The sequence below is a fragment of the Streptomyces sp. NPDC031670 genome (assembly GCF_055580545.1).
This window is the reverse complement of the sequence record NZ_JBVILC010000023.1, coordinates 51,399-65,392: the sequence shown is the minus strand read 5'-3', so window position 1 is coordinate 65,392 and position 13,994 is coordinate 51,399. Positions and strand designations below refer to the sequence as shown.

9 protein-coding genes are annotated in these 13,994 nt (G+C 68.4%); 2 read left to right on the top strand and 7 right to left on the bottom strand.

Annotated features, from left to right (window positions below):
• Positions 1-134: 134 nt before the first annotated feature.
• The 7 genes from ACZ5ID_RS30915 to ngcE form a co-directional block, all read right to left on the bottom strand.
• A complete protein-coding gene (locus ACZ5ID_RS30915) occupies positions 135-1,415 on the bottom strand; it encodes a sugar ABC transporter permease (RefSeq protein WP_406555048.1) in 1,281 nt (426 codons plus the stop codon).
• 56 nt (positions 1,416-1,471) lie between these two features.
• Positions 1,472-2,260 (bottom strand): ATP-binding cassette domain-containing protein, encoded by a 789-nt coding sequence (locus ACZ5ID_RS30910; RefSeq protein WP_190091470.1) that lies wholly within the window; start codon positions 2,258-2,260, stop codon positions 1,472-1,474.
• A gap of 199 nt (positions 2,261-2,459) precedes the next feature.
• Entirely contained in the window at positions 2,460-3,575 is a 1,116-nt protein-coding gene (locus tag ACZ5ID_RS30905) for an ABC transporter substrate-binding protein (protein WP_468904416.1), read from the bottom strand.
• 120 nt (positions 3,576-3,695) lie between these two features.
• Complete coding sequence (locus ACZ5ID_RS30900; protein WP_468904414.1) at positions 3,696-4,895, bottom strand: ROK family transcriptional regulator; 1,200 nt, start codon at positions 4,893-4,895, stop codon at positions 3,696-3,698.
• 217 nt (positions 4,896-5,112) lie between these two features.
• On the bottom strand, positions 5,113-6,027 hold the full coding sequence (locus tag ACZ5ID_RS30895) for a carbohydrate ABC transporter permease (protein ID WP_468904412.1): 915 nt from the start codon (positions 6,025-6,027) through the stop codon (positions 5,113-5,115).
• Positions 6,024-6,950, bottom strand: coding sequence for a carbohydrate ABC transporter permease (locus ACZ5ID_RS30890; RefSeq protein ID WP_468904410.1), 927 nt, complete (start codon positions 6,948-6,950; stop codon positions 6,024-6,026). The genes ACZ5ID_RS30895 and ACZ5ID_RS30890 overlap by 4 nt, the downstream gene beginning before the upstream one ends.
• A gap of 58 nt (positions 6,951-7,008) precedes the next feature.
• Positions 7,009-8,460 carry an N-acetylglucosamine/diacetylchitobiose ABC transporter substrate-binding protein gene (ngcE, locus tag ACZ5ID_RS30885; RefSeq protein ID WP_468904408.1) on the bottom strand — a complete coding sequence of 484 codons (1,452 nt, stop codon included), beginning with the start codon at positions 8,458-8,460 and terminating at the stop codon, positions 7,009-7,011.
• A 528-nt stretch (positions 8,461-8,988) separates the two neighbouring features.
• On the opposite strand from ngcE, the gene ACZ5ID_RS30880 reads away from it, so the two are divergent.
• Both ACZ5ID_RS30880 and ACZ5ID_RS30875 read left to right on the top strand, forming a co-directional pair.
• Complete coding sequence (locus ACZ5ID_RS30880) at positions 8,989-12,840, top strand: GH92 family glycosyl hydrolase (protein WP_468904405.1); 3,852 nt, start codon at positions 8,989-8,991, stop codon at positions 12,838-12,840.
• 149 nt (positions 12,841-12,989) lie between these two features.
• Positions 12,990-13,964 carry an FG-GAP repeat domain-containing protein gene (locus ACZ5ID_RS30875; RefSeq protein ID WP_468904403.1) on the top strand — a complete coding sequence of 325 codons (975 nt, stop codon included), beginning with the start codon at positions 12,990-12,992 and terminating at the stop codon, positions 13,962-13,964.
• Positions 13,965-13,994: the final 30 nt, after the last annotated feature.

Here is a 13,994-nt window from a genome sequence, read left to right as displayed (position 1 = left end):
ACCACTCGAATGGCTGACGTCCGCGCCCACGCACAGATGTGCCCGGCGCCGCGAGGGGCACCGGGCACGTCCGTGGTCCGTCTGTGGCATCCCCCCTTGCCCCGCAAGGGGCGGGAGGGGGTGCGGGCCGCTGGTCAGGCGCGACCGGCGGACTTCTGGGTCTTGCGGGTCACCGCGTCGATCACGACGGTCGCGAGCAGTACGCCACCCGTGATCATGTACTGGATCGGCGAGGCGATGCCCTGGAGCGCCAGGCCGTACTGGATCGACGTGATCACCAGCACACCGAGCAGCGCGTTCCAGGTGCGGCCACGGCCACCGAAGAGGCTGGTGCCGCCGATGACGGCCGCCGCGATGGCGTTCATCAGGAGCTCGCCGCTGCCCGCGCCCTGGTTGGCCGCGGTGATCTTGGAGGCGAGGAAGAGACCGCCGATGGCCGCGAAGGTGCCGGAGATGGCGTAGATCGAGGTGCGGATCATCACGACGTTGATGCCGGCGCGGCGGGAGGCCTCGATGGAGCCGCCGAGCGCGAAGACCTTGCGGCCGTACGCGGTGCGCCGGAGCACGAAGTCGGTGAGGACCAGGACCGCCAGGAAGAGCACCACCGCGAGCGGGAGGCCCTTGTACTGGTTGTAGACGGCGGCGGCGCCGACGGCCGGGACCGCGAGCAGCACCGTGCGCAGCACGATCTCGCTGAAGGGGCGCGAGGGCACCCCGGCCGCCTCGCGGCGCCGGCTGTCCAGGAGCGAGGTGAGGAAGAACGCCGCCACCGCGATCACGGCCAGGCCGTAGGCAGCCGCCACATCGCTGAAGTAGTAGCTGGTCAGCTTGGCGACCAGGCCCTCGGAGTCCAGGTTGATCGTGCCGTTGCTGCCGAGGACCTGGAGCATGAAGCCGTTCCAGAACAGCAGACCGGCCAGGGTCACGGCGAAGGCGGGCACGCCGATCCGGGCGAAGACGAAGCCGTGGATGGCGCCGGCGACCGTGCCGGTGAGGATCGCCAGGACCAGGGCCAGCCACTCGGCCATGCCGTGGGTGACGTTGAGCACCGCGAAGGTGGCGCCCGCGACACCGCTGACCGAGCCGACCGACAGGTCGATCTCGCCGAGCAGCAGGACGAAGACGATGCCGGTGGCGATCATGCCGGTGCCGACCATGGCGACCGAGATGTCGGAGAGGTTGCCGGCGGTCAGGAAGTTCGAGTTCAGGCTCTGGAAGATCGCCATGATGACGATCAGGCCGACGACGACCGGCAGCGACCCGAGGTCGCCCGCCTTCATCTTGCGCTTGAACTCGGACAGGTAGCCCGCGAAGCCCTGCTCGCGCACGAGCAGGCGGGGGTCGACGGCCGTGACCGCCTCGTCCGCGGCCGGCGGCGCGTCCACGGGGGCCTCGTGCGGCTTGTCGAGGTGGATGGGGGCGGTCGGGTCGGCCGCCTCTGCCTTGTCCACGGGGGAGGTCTTGTCGGTGCTCACTTCTGAACCTCCGCGTTGCGCGCCGCACGGCGGGTCACGGCGTTGTCCGTGGCGCCGGTGATGGCGGAGATGATCTCTTCCTGCGAGGTGGTCTTGACGTCGAAGACGCCGTTGTTGCGGCCCAGGCGCAGCACGGCGACCTTGTCCGCGACGGCCTTCACATCGGCCATGTTGTGGCTGATGAGGATGACGGCGTGGCCGCGCTCGCGCAGCCGCTCGACCAGGTCGAGGACCTGCGCGGTCTGCTCGACGCCGAGGGCCGCGGTCGGCTCGTCGAGGATGACGAGCTTGGGCTCGCCCAGCATCGAGCGGGCGATGGCGACGGTCTGGCGCTGGCCGCCGGAGAGCGACGCGATCGGGATGCGGACGCTCGGGATGCGGATCGAGAGCGTGGTGAGCAGCTCGCGCGAGCGGCGCTCCATCTCGACCTCGTCGAGGATGCCGCGCTTGCGCAGCTCCCGGCCGAGGTAGAGGTTGCCGACGACGTCGATGTTGTCGCAGAGCGCGAGGTCCTGGTAGACGGTCGCGATGCCGAGCGCCTGGGCGTCGTGCGGCTTGTTGATCTGTACACCGCGGCCCTCCCACTCGATGACGCCGTCATCGATGGGGTGCACACCCGCGATCGTCTTGACCAGCGTGGACTTTCCGGCTCCGTTGTCGCCCACCAGGGCGACCACTTCACCGGCGTGGACCTCAAGCTCTACGTCGGTGAGCGCCTGAACGGCACCGAACCGCTTGGAGACCCCGCGCAACGCCAGCACGGGCGTAGCGGACACGTGAACCATCTCCTTCGCCGCCTGACCGGCGGGGATGCCGCGCCCGAGGAGGGGGGCGCGGAGGTTTGAGCAGAAGAGAACGAGGAGGAGAAGCGTTCCGTCCGGCGCCCCGCCCGATAGCGGGGGCTGAGAAGGAGGGCAGGGCGCCGGAGGGGCTTCGGGGGCCGGGGCCCGCGCACGGTGTGTGCGCGGGGGTTCCGGCGGGGGACTACTTCAGGCCGAGCGTGTCGCAGGCGGCCTTGTAGTTCGAGGTGCAGATCTCGTCGATCTTGTAGATACCGTCCTTGATGACGGTGTCCTTGATGTTGTCCTTGGTCAGCGACACGACCGGGAGGATCACCGACGGGACGCCCTTGGTGGTCGGGCTGTCGACCTTGGACTTCGCGATCGAGTCCAGCTTCTCACCCTTGGCCAGGGCGACGGCCATCTCGGCCGCGATCGGGCCTTCCTGGACGTACGGCTTGTAGACGCTCATGAACTGCTCACCCGCGACGATGCGCTGCACGCCCGCGAGTTCGGCGTCCTGGCCGGTGACCGGGGGGAGCTTGGAGAGACCGGCGGCCTTCAGGGCCGTGATGATGCCGCCCGCCATGCCGTCGTTGGCGGAGTAGACACCGATGATCTTGTCCTTGCCCAGGGCCGAGATCGCGCCCTCCATGTTGGCGTTGGCGTTCTCCGGCTTCCACTCCTTGGTGTCGTACTCCTTGCCGATGTTCACCTTGCCGTCGAGCTCGGCGTGCGCGCCCTTCTTGAACAGGGCGGCGTTGGGGTCGGTGATCGCGCCGTTCATCATCACGATCTGGCCGTCCTTGGCCTTCGCGCCCAGCGCGTCGACCAGGGCCTTGCCCTGCACATGACCGACCTGCTCGTTGTCGAACGAGGTGTACGCGTCGATCGGCCCCTCGGCCAGACGGTCGAAGGCGACGACCGGAATGCCCTGGTCCTTGGCCTTCTTCACCGCGCCCGCGATCGCCTTGGAGTCCACCGCGTCCACGATCAGCGCGTCGACCTTGTTGGTGATCATCGTGTCGACCTGCTGCGTCTGCGTCGTCGCGTCCTGCTTGGCGTTGGCGTAGACGATCTTGCCCTTGCCGTTGGTCAGCTCGCTGACCTTCTTCTCGATGAGCGGCTTGTCGAACTTCTCGTAACGCGCGGTCTGGTTCTCCGGCAGGAGCAGACCGATCTTGATCGCGTCGCCCTTCTTGGAGCCGGTCGACTCCTTCGTCTTGTCGCCCGACTCCTTGGCGCTGCCGCAAGCGGCGAGAGAGACGGCCATCGCGGTGGCGGCCACGGCCACGGCGGCACGACGCATACGCGTGTTCATTCTGGAACCTCCCTGACGAGGCCGCGACGTTGCGGCCGAGGTGGCTGGAAGTCAACTCGGCCGCAGGGCCACCGTCAAGGAGTAAATCCTTAACGAGATGACAACGGTGCCATCCGTTATCTAAGTGAAGGCAGGCGCCCCGGCCGGGAGAGCACTCTCCAACAGGGTCGAATCGCCCATTTCACTCAGTACCAGAGCCAGCGCGCCGAGCACCTCGGCACGGCCGCCCAGGGCCCCCGGAAGGACCGAAAGCTGGCGCGCCGCACTGGGGATGGCGTACCGCGACACGGAGTCCCTGATGGGCCCCAGGACCAGTTCCCCGGCCTCGGCCAGGTCGCCGCCGAGGACCACCCTGCTGGGGTTGAGCAGGTTGCAGAGGTTGGCGACACCGCTGCCGATGTGACGGCCCACGTCCGCGACCACCCGGCGGCACCCCGGGTCCCCCTCGCGGGCCAGCTGGACCACCCGCTCCATGCTCAGATCGGCCCCGTGGCTGGACTGGAGCAGCGGCAGCACGTACCGCGCCGCGGTGAAGGTCTCCAGGCAGCCCCGGTTGCCGCAGCGGCACACCGGGCCCGACTCGTCCAGGGTGATGTGGCCGATCTCGCCGGCCGTGCCGCCCGGGCCCCGGTAGATCTGCCCGTCGATCACCAGACCGGCGCCGACACCGCTGGCCACCTTGATGTAGGCCAGGTCCTTGACCCCGCGCCCGCTGCCCCACACCAGCTCGCCCAGGGCGCCCAGGTTGGCGTCGTTGTCGACGTACACCGGCACGCCGAGGCGGCCCGAGAGCTCCTCGCTGGGGTTGATGCCGGTCCAGCCCGGCAGGATGGACGTGGAGCCCAGCGTCCCGGACTCGACGTCGATGGGGCCGGGCACGCCCAGGCCCACTCCGATGACCTTGTCGGGGCCGATGCCGGTGGCCGCGATCAGGCGGTTGACCAGCTCTTCCGCCCGGCCGAAGCCCTGCGCGGAGGAGGCGTCGACGTCGAGCGGCTCGGCCTCCTCGGCGAGCACCTGGTGGGCGAGGTTGCCGACCGCGACCCGCAGATGGGTGTGGCCGAAGTCGACGCCGATGACGATGCCCGCGGAGCCGCTGAGCGAGACGCTGCGGGCCCGTCGGCCGCCCGCCGAGGTGGGTGTGACCTCGACGGTTCCGCCGTCCTTCAGTTCACGAACGATATTGGAGACCGTGGCCGCGGACAGGCCCGTGGTCCTGGCGATCTCGGCCTGGGTGAGCGAGCCCGCCATGCGCACCGCGCGTACGACCCGCTCCAGGTTGGCCCGGTGCAATGACGTCTGCGACCCCGGAGTCTCCATCGACTCATCCACTCCCGCCGTAGGCGGGCGGCACGACGGCCGCCCCCACACGGGACCGCAGCATTGAGGCCCCGCCCTATCTCCAACATGTGAACTCTAAGCTGAGCCTTTCGGGTTGTCTCCCGTCAAGACCTGAGCAGTGGGACATGACACGGGACCGCCCGTCGGCGTGTCGCCGACGGGCGGTCCCGGGGTGGATACGGAGGGTGACGTACCGCTATTTGAGCGCTCCGGCCGTCAGTCCCGCGACGACCTGGCGCTGGAAGACGATGTACGCGGCGAGCACCGGCAGCATCGCCATCACCAGGCCCGCCATCAGGCCGGACCAGTCGCCCTTGTACCCCTGGCTGGTCGCGAGCTCGACCAGGCCCTGGGAGAGCACCCGCTTGTCGGGGTCGGTGTTGAGCACCGTCGGCAGCATGTACTGGTTCCACTGCCCCAGGAAGTTGAAGATTCCCACGCTGATCAGACCCGGACGGGCCATCGGCAGCATCACCTGGAAGAAGGTACGGGTGTGCGAGGCGCCGTCGATCATCGCCGCCTCGGCGACGGAACTGGGCAGCGTCCGGAAGAAGGAGGTGAGGAAGAAGACGGTGAACGGCAGCGAGTACGCGATGTAGACCAGGATCAGGCCGTGCGTGGTGTTCAGCAGGCTCAGGTTGTTCATCACGTAGAAGAGCGGCACCAGCGCCAGCATGATCGGGAAGCTCATCCCGCCGATGAACAGGTAGTAGATGAACCGGTTCCCGGGGAAGTCGAAGCGCGCGAGGACGTAGGCGGCCATCGAGCCGAGCAGCAGCGTGCCGATGAGCGAGCCGCCCACCACCAGGACGGTGTTGAGGAAGTAGTCGCTCATATGGGCCTGGGTCCAGGCCCGTGACCAGTTGTCGAAGTGCAGCTTGTCCGGGAGCGCCCAGGGGGTGGACAGGATCGAGTTGTCGTCCTTGAAGGACGCCATGACCGCCCAGAGCAGCGGGACGACGACCATGAACGCCCACAGGACGAGAACCCCGTGGGAGAAGACGTTGAGGGCCGCGCCCTCGCTCTTCTTCTCCTTCTTCACGGGCTCCGCCTGCTTGGCCACGGGCGGTCGCTCCTCGGCGAGGTCGGCGGTCGAGGTGTCAGTGGTCATGAGAACTCCAGCCGCTCGCGCCGGCCCAGTCGCATCACGACCGCCGCGAACAGCAGCGTGACGACGAGCAGCGCGACACCGATCGTGGTCGCGTATCCGGCCTGACCGTCGCGGAACGCCGACTGATAGACGTAGAGCGGCAGGACCGTGGTCGAGTAGTCGGGGCCGCCCGGGCCCACCGTCATGATCTGCACGGAGGCGAAGGCCTCGGCGCCGAGGGCGAGGATGCCCATGTAGACCCAGCCGGACTGCACGGTGTCCCAGAGCAGCGGCAGGGTGATCTTGAAGAACGTGGTGAAGCGGCTGGCGCCGTCGAGCAGCGCCGCCTCGTAGAAGTCCCTGGGGATCGACGCCATCCCGGCCGAGAACAGCACGACGAAGAATCCGACCGTGGACCACACCAGCACGGCCATCACGCAGTACAGCGCCAGATCCGGGTCGCCCAGCCAGTTCGGCTGGACACTGCCGAGACCGACCCCCTTGAGGGCGGAGTTGATCACGCCGTTGTTGGGGTTGTACGCGAACTGGAAGAGCAGGGCGACGATCGCGATCGAGAGCACCTGCGGAAAGAAGTAGGCGATTTTGTAGAAGCCGGAACCGCGCACTCCGGTAATGGCAGCGCCCTTTCGGCGCCGCCCCCCGACATTGAGCATGAAGGCGAAGAACAGCGCGAGGCCCAGGGTCACCAGGGGCAGCAGCAGGACGAAGAGCAGGCTGTGCTGCAACGACTTCCAGAAGATGTCGTCGTCGAACATCCGCTTGTAGTTGTCGAAGCCGACCATCTTGAAGTCCGGGCTCAGACCGGTCCAGTCCGTGAAGGAGTAGTAGATGGACTGGATGAACGGCCAGATGACGAAGAGTGAGTACAACGCCAGTGGGAGTACCAGAAATCCCACGATGAACCGGTACTTGCCGTGTTGCATGGTTACCGACCCCGATCTGCTAGCGGGTGCCGCCGCTGGTGACGCCTGACCACTGCCGCTACTTCTTGTGCTTGTAGTGCTTGATGTTCTGGTCCTGGGCGGCCTTGTCGGCGTACCCCTGGATCTTCTTGATGGTCTCGGCCGGGGTGGCGCGGCCCGCCATCATCTCGCCGAGACCGGCGACACCGATCTGCTCCTTCTGGAGCTTCACATACCAGTCCTGAAGCCGCGGGTTGACGACATTCGTGCCGGCCTTCTTCAGCGCGTCGACACCCGACTGCAGGGCGGTGGACAGGGCCAGGCCGTCCGTGCCGCCGTTGAAGGCGGAGAGCGACTTCACCTGGGAGGTGAAGTTCTTCGAGGAGGCCTCGCTGAGCATGATGCGCAGCTGCTCCATACCGCCGACCGGGTTCTTCGCCTTGGCCGGGACGATGAAGGGCTCACCGCCGGACGCCCAGATGGTGCCGAACGGCATCTTGTCGTTGCCGTCTAGGCTGGAGGGCGCGCCCACCATCATCTTGAAGTCCTTGGGCGTGGTGGGAGCGGCCTCGTTCTCCACCCAGGAGCCGTTCGGGATGAACAGCGCCTGCCCCTTGGTCCAGGCCGTCTGCGACTGGATGTGGGTCATACCGGGCGTGCCCTGAAGGATGTAGCCCTTCTTGAAGAGCTCGTAGTACGCCTCGAACGCGGCCTTGACGGCCGGGTGCTCCCAGGCCTTCGGCTCCAGGTTGTCGATGGCGTCCAGGACCTCACGGCCGCCGATCTTGGCGATGAAGGGGTAGAGCGAGAACGGCAGGTAGTACGGGTACTTGCCCGGGTAGGTCCAGCCCGCGATGCCCTGCTTCTTCGCCTTCGCGCACAGGGCGAGCATCTCGTCCCAGGTCTCGGGGTACTTCGCGTCGAGCTTGTCGAGCGCGGTCTGCGAGTACCAGACGCCGTACACCGTGTACGCGTAGTAGAAGACCCAGCACTGGTCGCCGTCGAACTGGCCCATCTCGACGATGCCCGGCCGCAGCGTGTCGCGGACCTTCTTGTTCGGGTCATCGATGGAGGGCGCGTCCAGGAGCGGGGTCAGATCGGTGAGCTGGCTCTTTCCGACCAGGACACCCATGTCCATCTGCTCGGCGCCCGAGTTGTCGATCAGGTCCGGCGGGGTGCCGCCGTTGAACTTCGGCTGGAGCTCCGACTGGATCTTCTGTGTCTTGTGGAAACTGATCTTCGCCTTCGGGAACGCCTTCTGGTAGACGGCGTTCGCGTCGGTGGCGTACTTGGTGCCGAAACCGCCGTCGAAGATGACGACGTCGAGAGGGGCCGACTCATTCACCGCGAGCGGGTTCTTGTCGGATTTGGTGCCCTTCTCTACCTTCTTGTCGCCGCCGCTGTCACCGCTCGCGCAGGCGGACAGGAAGCCCATCGCCGGAACGGTGATCAGACCGAGCGCCGCGGAACGCTTGATCAGATCGCGACGGCCCAGGCCCTCATTGCTCTCGTGGGCGGAGGTGGATCCCATGCTCAAGTCCTCGCCTTCTCCAGGACTCAGGCGGTGTACCGGTCGCCCGTACCGAATCGCCTGCCGGCGAAGGGCCCCGCCACCGCGGTCAGTTGTGCTGAAGCTTGGGTAGTGCAGGGTACGCAGCGGATACGCCGGATGTGCGGAGGATGACGTGCCGTTGCTTCCCCGACGTCCCCCGTCCCCGAGCACGCCGGTTTCCCGGCGGAGCGGACGCCGACAGGTATAGTCCACTTTCCGTCAACTGAGCAAGATCGAAAGCATGGTTGGACGGCATCCTTTCCCGAGTTGAGACCTCTTGGATATCTGATGGCGGAGCGCGGTGGGCCGGACCCCCGCGAGCCTCTCGCGGCGTCCCGAAACGCCCGGGCCATTTGCCCTCAACGCCCTTGACAGCACCGTCGACTTGCCTTCCTACTGGATCCTGCATTTTCCGTCTGACAACGTTGTCCAGATCGTATGACCGATGTCCGCCCGGCCCCCGCCGGGCGTCGCTCTGTCATGCGCCCGCCAATGGAAAGGCCCCGTATGCTGCCCAGATCCCGGCTCCGCCAAGGGCCCGCGGTCGCCCTCGCGGCGGCCTCCCTCCTCCTCGTGGTCACCGCCCAGGGGGCCGCGACGGCCCAGCCCGCCGCCGCCCGGCCCCCGGGAGCGGGCCAGGAGTTCCGTACCTCGTTCGAGACCGGCCAGCCGCAGCCCGACTGGCGCGACACCGTGGACCGGGGGCCGGACGGGAGCAAGCGCGCCTCGGGCGTCGACGGCGGCTTCGCCGCCGGTATACCGGGCGGCGTCACCGACCGGGTGACGACCGTGCGGGCGAGCGCCGAGAACGACGGCTCCGGCGAGGTGAAGGAGAACCTCGTCGACGGCCAGCCGAGCACCAAATGGCTCGCCTTCCAGCCCACCGCCTGGCTGGAGTTCGACCTCGACAGCCCGGTCAAGGTCGTCACCTACGCGCTGACCTCGGCCAATGACGCGGCCCCGCGCGACCCGCGGGACTGGACGCTGAAGGGCTCGGCGGACGGCGCCACCTGGACCACGCTGGACACTCGCTCGGGTGAGACGTTCGCCTCGCGCTTCCAGACCAAGGCGTACGACTTCACCAACTCCACGGCGTACGCGCACTACCGCCTGGAGATCACCCACAACAGCGGCGCCGACCTCACCCAGCTGGCCGACGTGCAGTTCTCCGACGGCGACACCGGCACCCCGGTCCCCCCGGACATGCGGACGCTGCCGGACCGCGGCCCCGGCGGCTCCCCCACCGCCAAGGCCAACGCCGGATTCACCGGAAAGAGGGCCCTGCGTTACGCCGGTACGCACAAGGCGCGGGGCCGGGCCTACTCGTACAACAAGATCTTCGACGTGGACACCCGGATCGGCCGGGACACCGTGCTCGACTACAAGATCTTCCCGTCGATGCCGGAGACCGACCTCGGCTACCCCGCCACCAACGTGTCGGTGGACCTCGCCTTCACCGACGGCACCTGTCTGAGTGACCTCAAGGCCCTCGACGCGCAGGGCGGACAGCTCACCCCCCAGGGCCAGGGCGCGGCGAAGACGCTCTACGTCAACCAGTGGAACGAGGTGTCCTCGCGCATCGGCGCGGTGGCCGCAGGCAGGACCGTGGACCGGATCCTGGTGGCGTACGACTCGCCCACGGGTCCGGCGAAGTTCCAGGGCTGGATCGACGACCTCTCGATCGCCCCGAAGAAGCCGGAGAAGCGCCTCGCACACCTCTCCGACTACGCGCTGACCACCCGGGGCACCAACTCCAGCGGCTCCTTCTCGCGCGGCAACACCTTCCCGGCCACGGCCGTACCCAACGGGTTCAACTTCTGGACCCCGGTGACCAACGCGGCTTCGCAGGACTGGCTGTACGACTACGCGCGGCGCAACAACGCCGACAACCTGCCCACCCTCCAGGCGTTCTCCGCCAGCCACGAACCGAGTCCGTGGATGGGCGACCGGCAGACCTTCCAGCTGATGCCGTCGGCGGCGGCCGGGACCCCGGACGCCTCGCGGACCGCGCGCGCCCTGCCGTTCCGGCACGAGAACGAGAGCGCCAAGCCGTACTACTACGGCGTCACCTTCGAGAACGGCCTCAAGGCCGAGATGGCGCCCACCGACCACGCGGCGGTCATGCGGTTCACCTATCCCGGTGACGACGCGAGCGTGCTCCTCGACAACGTCAACAACAACGGCGGTCTCACCCTCGACCCGTCGACCTCGTCCTTCACCGGCTACTCCGACGTCAGGAGCGGCCTCTCCCAGGGCGCCACCCGGCTCTTCGTGTACGGCGTCTTCGACGTACCGGCCACCGCCGGCGGCAAGCTGCCCGGGGGTGGCGGCGCCGATGTCACCGGCTATCTGCGGCTGAAGCCCGGCGAGGACCGCACGGTCACCCTGCGCCTGGCGACCTCGCTCATCAGCGTGGACCAGGCGAAGGCGAACCTGGCCGCGGAGATCCCGGCGGGCTCGTCCTTCGACCGGGTGAAGCGGCAGGCCCAGCGCGCCTGGGACCGGATCCTGGGCCGGGTCGAGGTCGAGGGCGCGAGCCACGACCAGCTGACCACCCTCTACTCCTCGCTCTACCGGCTCTACCTCTACCCGAACTCCGGCTTCGAGAAGGTGGGATCGAAGGACGTCTACGCCAGCCCCTTCTCCCCCGGCACCGGCCAGGACACCCCCACCCGCACCGGCGCGAAGATCGTCGACGGGAAGGTGTACGTCAACAACGGCTTCTGGGACACCTACCGCACGACCTGGCCCGCGTACTCGCTGCTCACCCCGGGGCGGGCGGGCGAGATGGTCGACGGGTTCGTCCAGCAGTACAAGGACGGCGGCTGGATCTCGCGCTGGTCCTCGCCCGGCTACGCGGACCTGATGACCGGGACCAGCTCGGACGTGGCCTTCGCCGACGCGTATGTGAAGGGCGTGAAGTTCGACGGCGAGGCCGCCTACGAGGCCGCGCTCAAGAACGCCACCGTCGCCCCGCCGTCCGCGGGGGTCGGCCGCAAGGGCATGGACACCTCGCCCTTCCTCGGCTACACCCCGACCTCCACGCACGAGGGCCTGTCGTGGTCGCTGGAGGGCTACCTCAACGACTACGGCCTCGCCAGGATGGGCCAGGCGCTGTACGACCGGACCCACAAGTCCCGCTACAAGGAGGAGGCGGCGTACTTCCTGGGCCGGGCCCGCAACTACGTGAAGCTCTTCGACCCCGAGGCGGCGAGCGCCGGCGCGGGCGCGCCCGGCTTCTTCCAGGGCCGGGACACCAAGGGCCAGTGGCGCGTGCCCAGCACCTCCTACGACCCGCGGGTCTGGGGCTACGACTACACCGAGACCAACGGCTGGGGTTACGCGTTCACCGCCCCGCAGGACTCACGGGGCCTGGCCAACCTCTACGGCGGGCGCGCGGGCCTGGCGAAGAAGCTCGACGCGTTCTTCGCGACCCCGGAGACGGCCTCCCCCGACCTCGCCGGTTCGTACGGCTCCGTCATCCACGAGATGACCGAGGCCCGTGACGTCCGGATGGGCATGTACGGCCACTCCAACCAGGTCGCCCACCATGTGACGTACATGTACGACGCTGCCGGGCAGCCCTGGAAGACGCAGGAGAAGGTCCGCGAGGTGATGAACCGCCTCTACACGGGCAGCGCCATCGGGCAGGGCTACCACGGCGACGAGGACAACGGCGAGCAGTCGGCCTGGTACCTGTTCTCCGCGCTCGGGTTCTACCCGCTGGTCATGGGCAGCGGCGAGTACGCCGTCGGATCGCCCCAGTTCACCAAGGCGACCGTGCACCTGGAGAACGGCCGCGACCTGGTGGTCAGGGCTCCCCGGAACAGCTCGCGCAACCTCTACGTCCAGTCGCTGAAGGTCGACGGCAAGGCGTGGACGTCCACGGCGCTCCCGCATTCCCTGCTGGCCCGGGGCGGCACGCTGGACTTCGCGATGGGGCCGCGTCCGTCGGCCTGGGGCACGGGTGAGAAGGCGGCGCCGGTGTCGATCACGCACGACGAGAAGGTGCCGGTGCCGCCCGCCGACGCGGTCGCGGGCAGCGGTCCGCTCTTCGACGACACCTCGGCGACGTCCGCCTCCTTCGACTCGGTCGAACTGCCGGTGAAGTCGGCCACGCGCGCGGTGCAGTACACCCTGACGTCCGCCGACCGGGCCAAGGCCCCCAAGGGGTGGGTCCTCCAGGGCTCTTCGGACGGGACGAAGTGGGTCGATCTGGACAGGCGCTCGGGCGAGTCGTTCACCTGGGACCAGCAGACCCGGGTGTTCACGGTGGCCCGGCCCGGCGCCTACGGGCACTACCGGCTGGTGCCGGCGGGCGGACCGGCGACGCTGGCCGAGATCGAGTTGCTGCGCTGACGGCCTCATCGGGGCGGCGCGCGTATCGAGTTGGCTGCTTTTACCTCAAGCCGATTGACATGTAAAGGAGTCATGGCAGGATTCCGGTGAAACCCGTGGCGCGTCTCGTCTGCTGAGGCGCGCCACGTCGCATCTGAGCCTCATGGATCATGGAGAACTACGTGGCCGAGAATCTGGCCAAGGATTCCGGGACTCCCGGGACTTCCGGCAGCAAGCGCGGCCGGATAGCCGCGCGGCTCGGCGCCGCCGTGGCCGCCGCCGCCCTCGTCGGCGCCGGTGCGACGGCAGCCGTGGCGGTCGACCCGCCGAAGCCGTTCAAGGCCGCCCCGAAGCCGTCCGCGCCGTCACTCACGCGCTCCGGCGCGATGACCGCCGCGCCCAGCCCCGAGGCCCCCCAGTTCGACCTGTTCGCCGCGGACCGCGCCAACACGCTCTACGGCTACATCCGCGACGGCGGCGGCGCCCTCAGCCCGCGGGCGAGGATCGACACGGGCTGGGACCCCATCAAGTGGTCGGCCCAGGTCGACCACGACGCCGACGGCTACGCCGACGGCTGGTGGGAGTGGGACAAGAACGGCACGATGTACTTCGCCGCGGACGACTCCGAGACCCCGTGGACCGTCGGCGGCGGCTGGAACACCTACAACCTGGTGCTCTCCCCCGGCAACCTGGGCGGCGCCGCCGCGGGCGACCTGCTCGCCCGCGACACCACCGGCACGCTGTACCTGTACCTGGGCTACGGCAACGGCAAGGTGGCGAGCCGCTACAAGGTCGGCGGCGGCTGGAACACCTACAACCAGATCGCCGGCAACGGCGACCTGACCGGCGACGGCAAGAACGACCTCGTCGCGCGCGACGCCTCGGGCACGCTGTGGCTCTACAAGGGCACCGGCGACTACAAGGCCCCGTTCGAGGGCCGCACCCGGATCGGCGGCGGCTGGAACGCGTACAACGCGCTGTTCTCGATGGGCGACCTGGACCTGGACGGCACGACCGACCTCATCGCACGCGGCACCGACGGCTCCCTGTGGCGCTACTCGGGCACGGGCAACGCGGCGGCGCCGTTCGCGGGGCGCAAGAACATCGGGACGAGCGGCTGGAACACGTACCGGCTGTTCTTCTGATCCGCCTCGGCGGATGACCCGACGGGTCCG

Excerpts from the sequence above, each read along its gene's own strand:
- ACZ5ID_RS30880 (WP_468904405.1), top strand. The coding sequence starts at position 8,989 with ATGCTGCCCAGATCCCGGCTCCGCCAAGGGCCCGCGGTCGCCCTCGCG.
- ACZ5ID_RS30895 (WP_468904412.1), bottom strand. The coding sequence starts at position 6,027 with ATGACCACTGACACCTCGACCGCCGACCTCGCCGAGGAGCGACCGCCC.
- ACZ5ID_RS30900 (WP_468904414.1), bottom strand. The coding sequence starts at position 4,895 with ATGGAGACTCCGGGGTCGCAGACGTCATTGCACCGGGCCAACCTGGAG.
- ngcE (WP_468904408.1), bottom strand. The coding sequence starts at position 8,460 with ATGGGATCCACCTCCGCCCACGAGAGCAATGAGGGCCTGGGCCGTCGC.
- ACZ5ID_RS30890 (WP_468904410.1), bottom strand. The coding sequence starts at position 6,950 with ATGCAACACGGCAAGTACCGGTTCATCGTGGGATTTCTGGTACTCCCA.
- ACZ5ID_RS30875 (WP_468904403.1), top strand. The coding sequence starts at position 12,990 with ATGGAGAACTACGTGGCCGAGAATCTGGCCAAGGATTCCGGGACTCCC.
- ACZ5ID_RS30905 (WP_468904416.1), bottom strand. The coding sequence starts at position 3,575 with ATGAACACGCGTATGCGTCGTGCCGCCGTGGCCGTGGCCGCCACCGCG.
- ACZ5ID_RS30910 (WP_190091470.1), bottom strand. The coding sequence starts at position 2,260 with ATGGTTCACGTGTCCGCTACGCCCGTGCTGGCGTTGCGCGGGGTCTCC.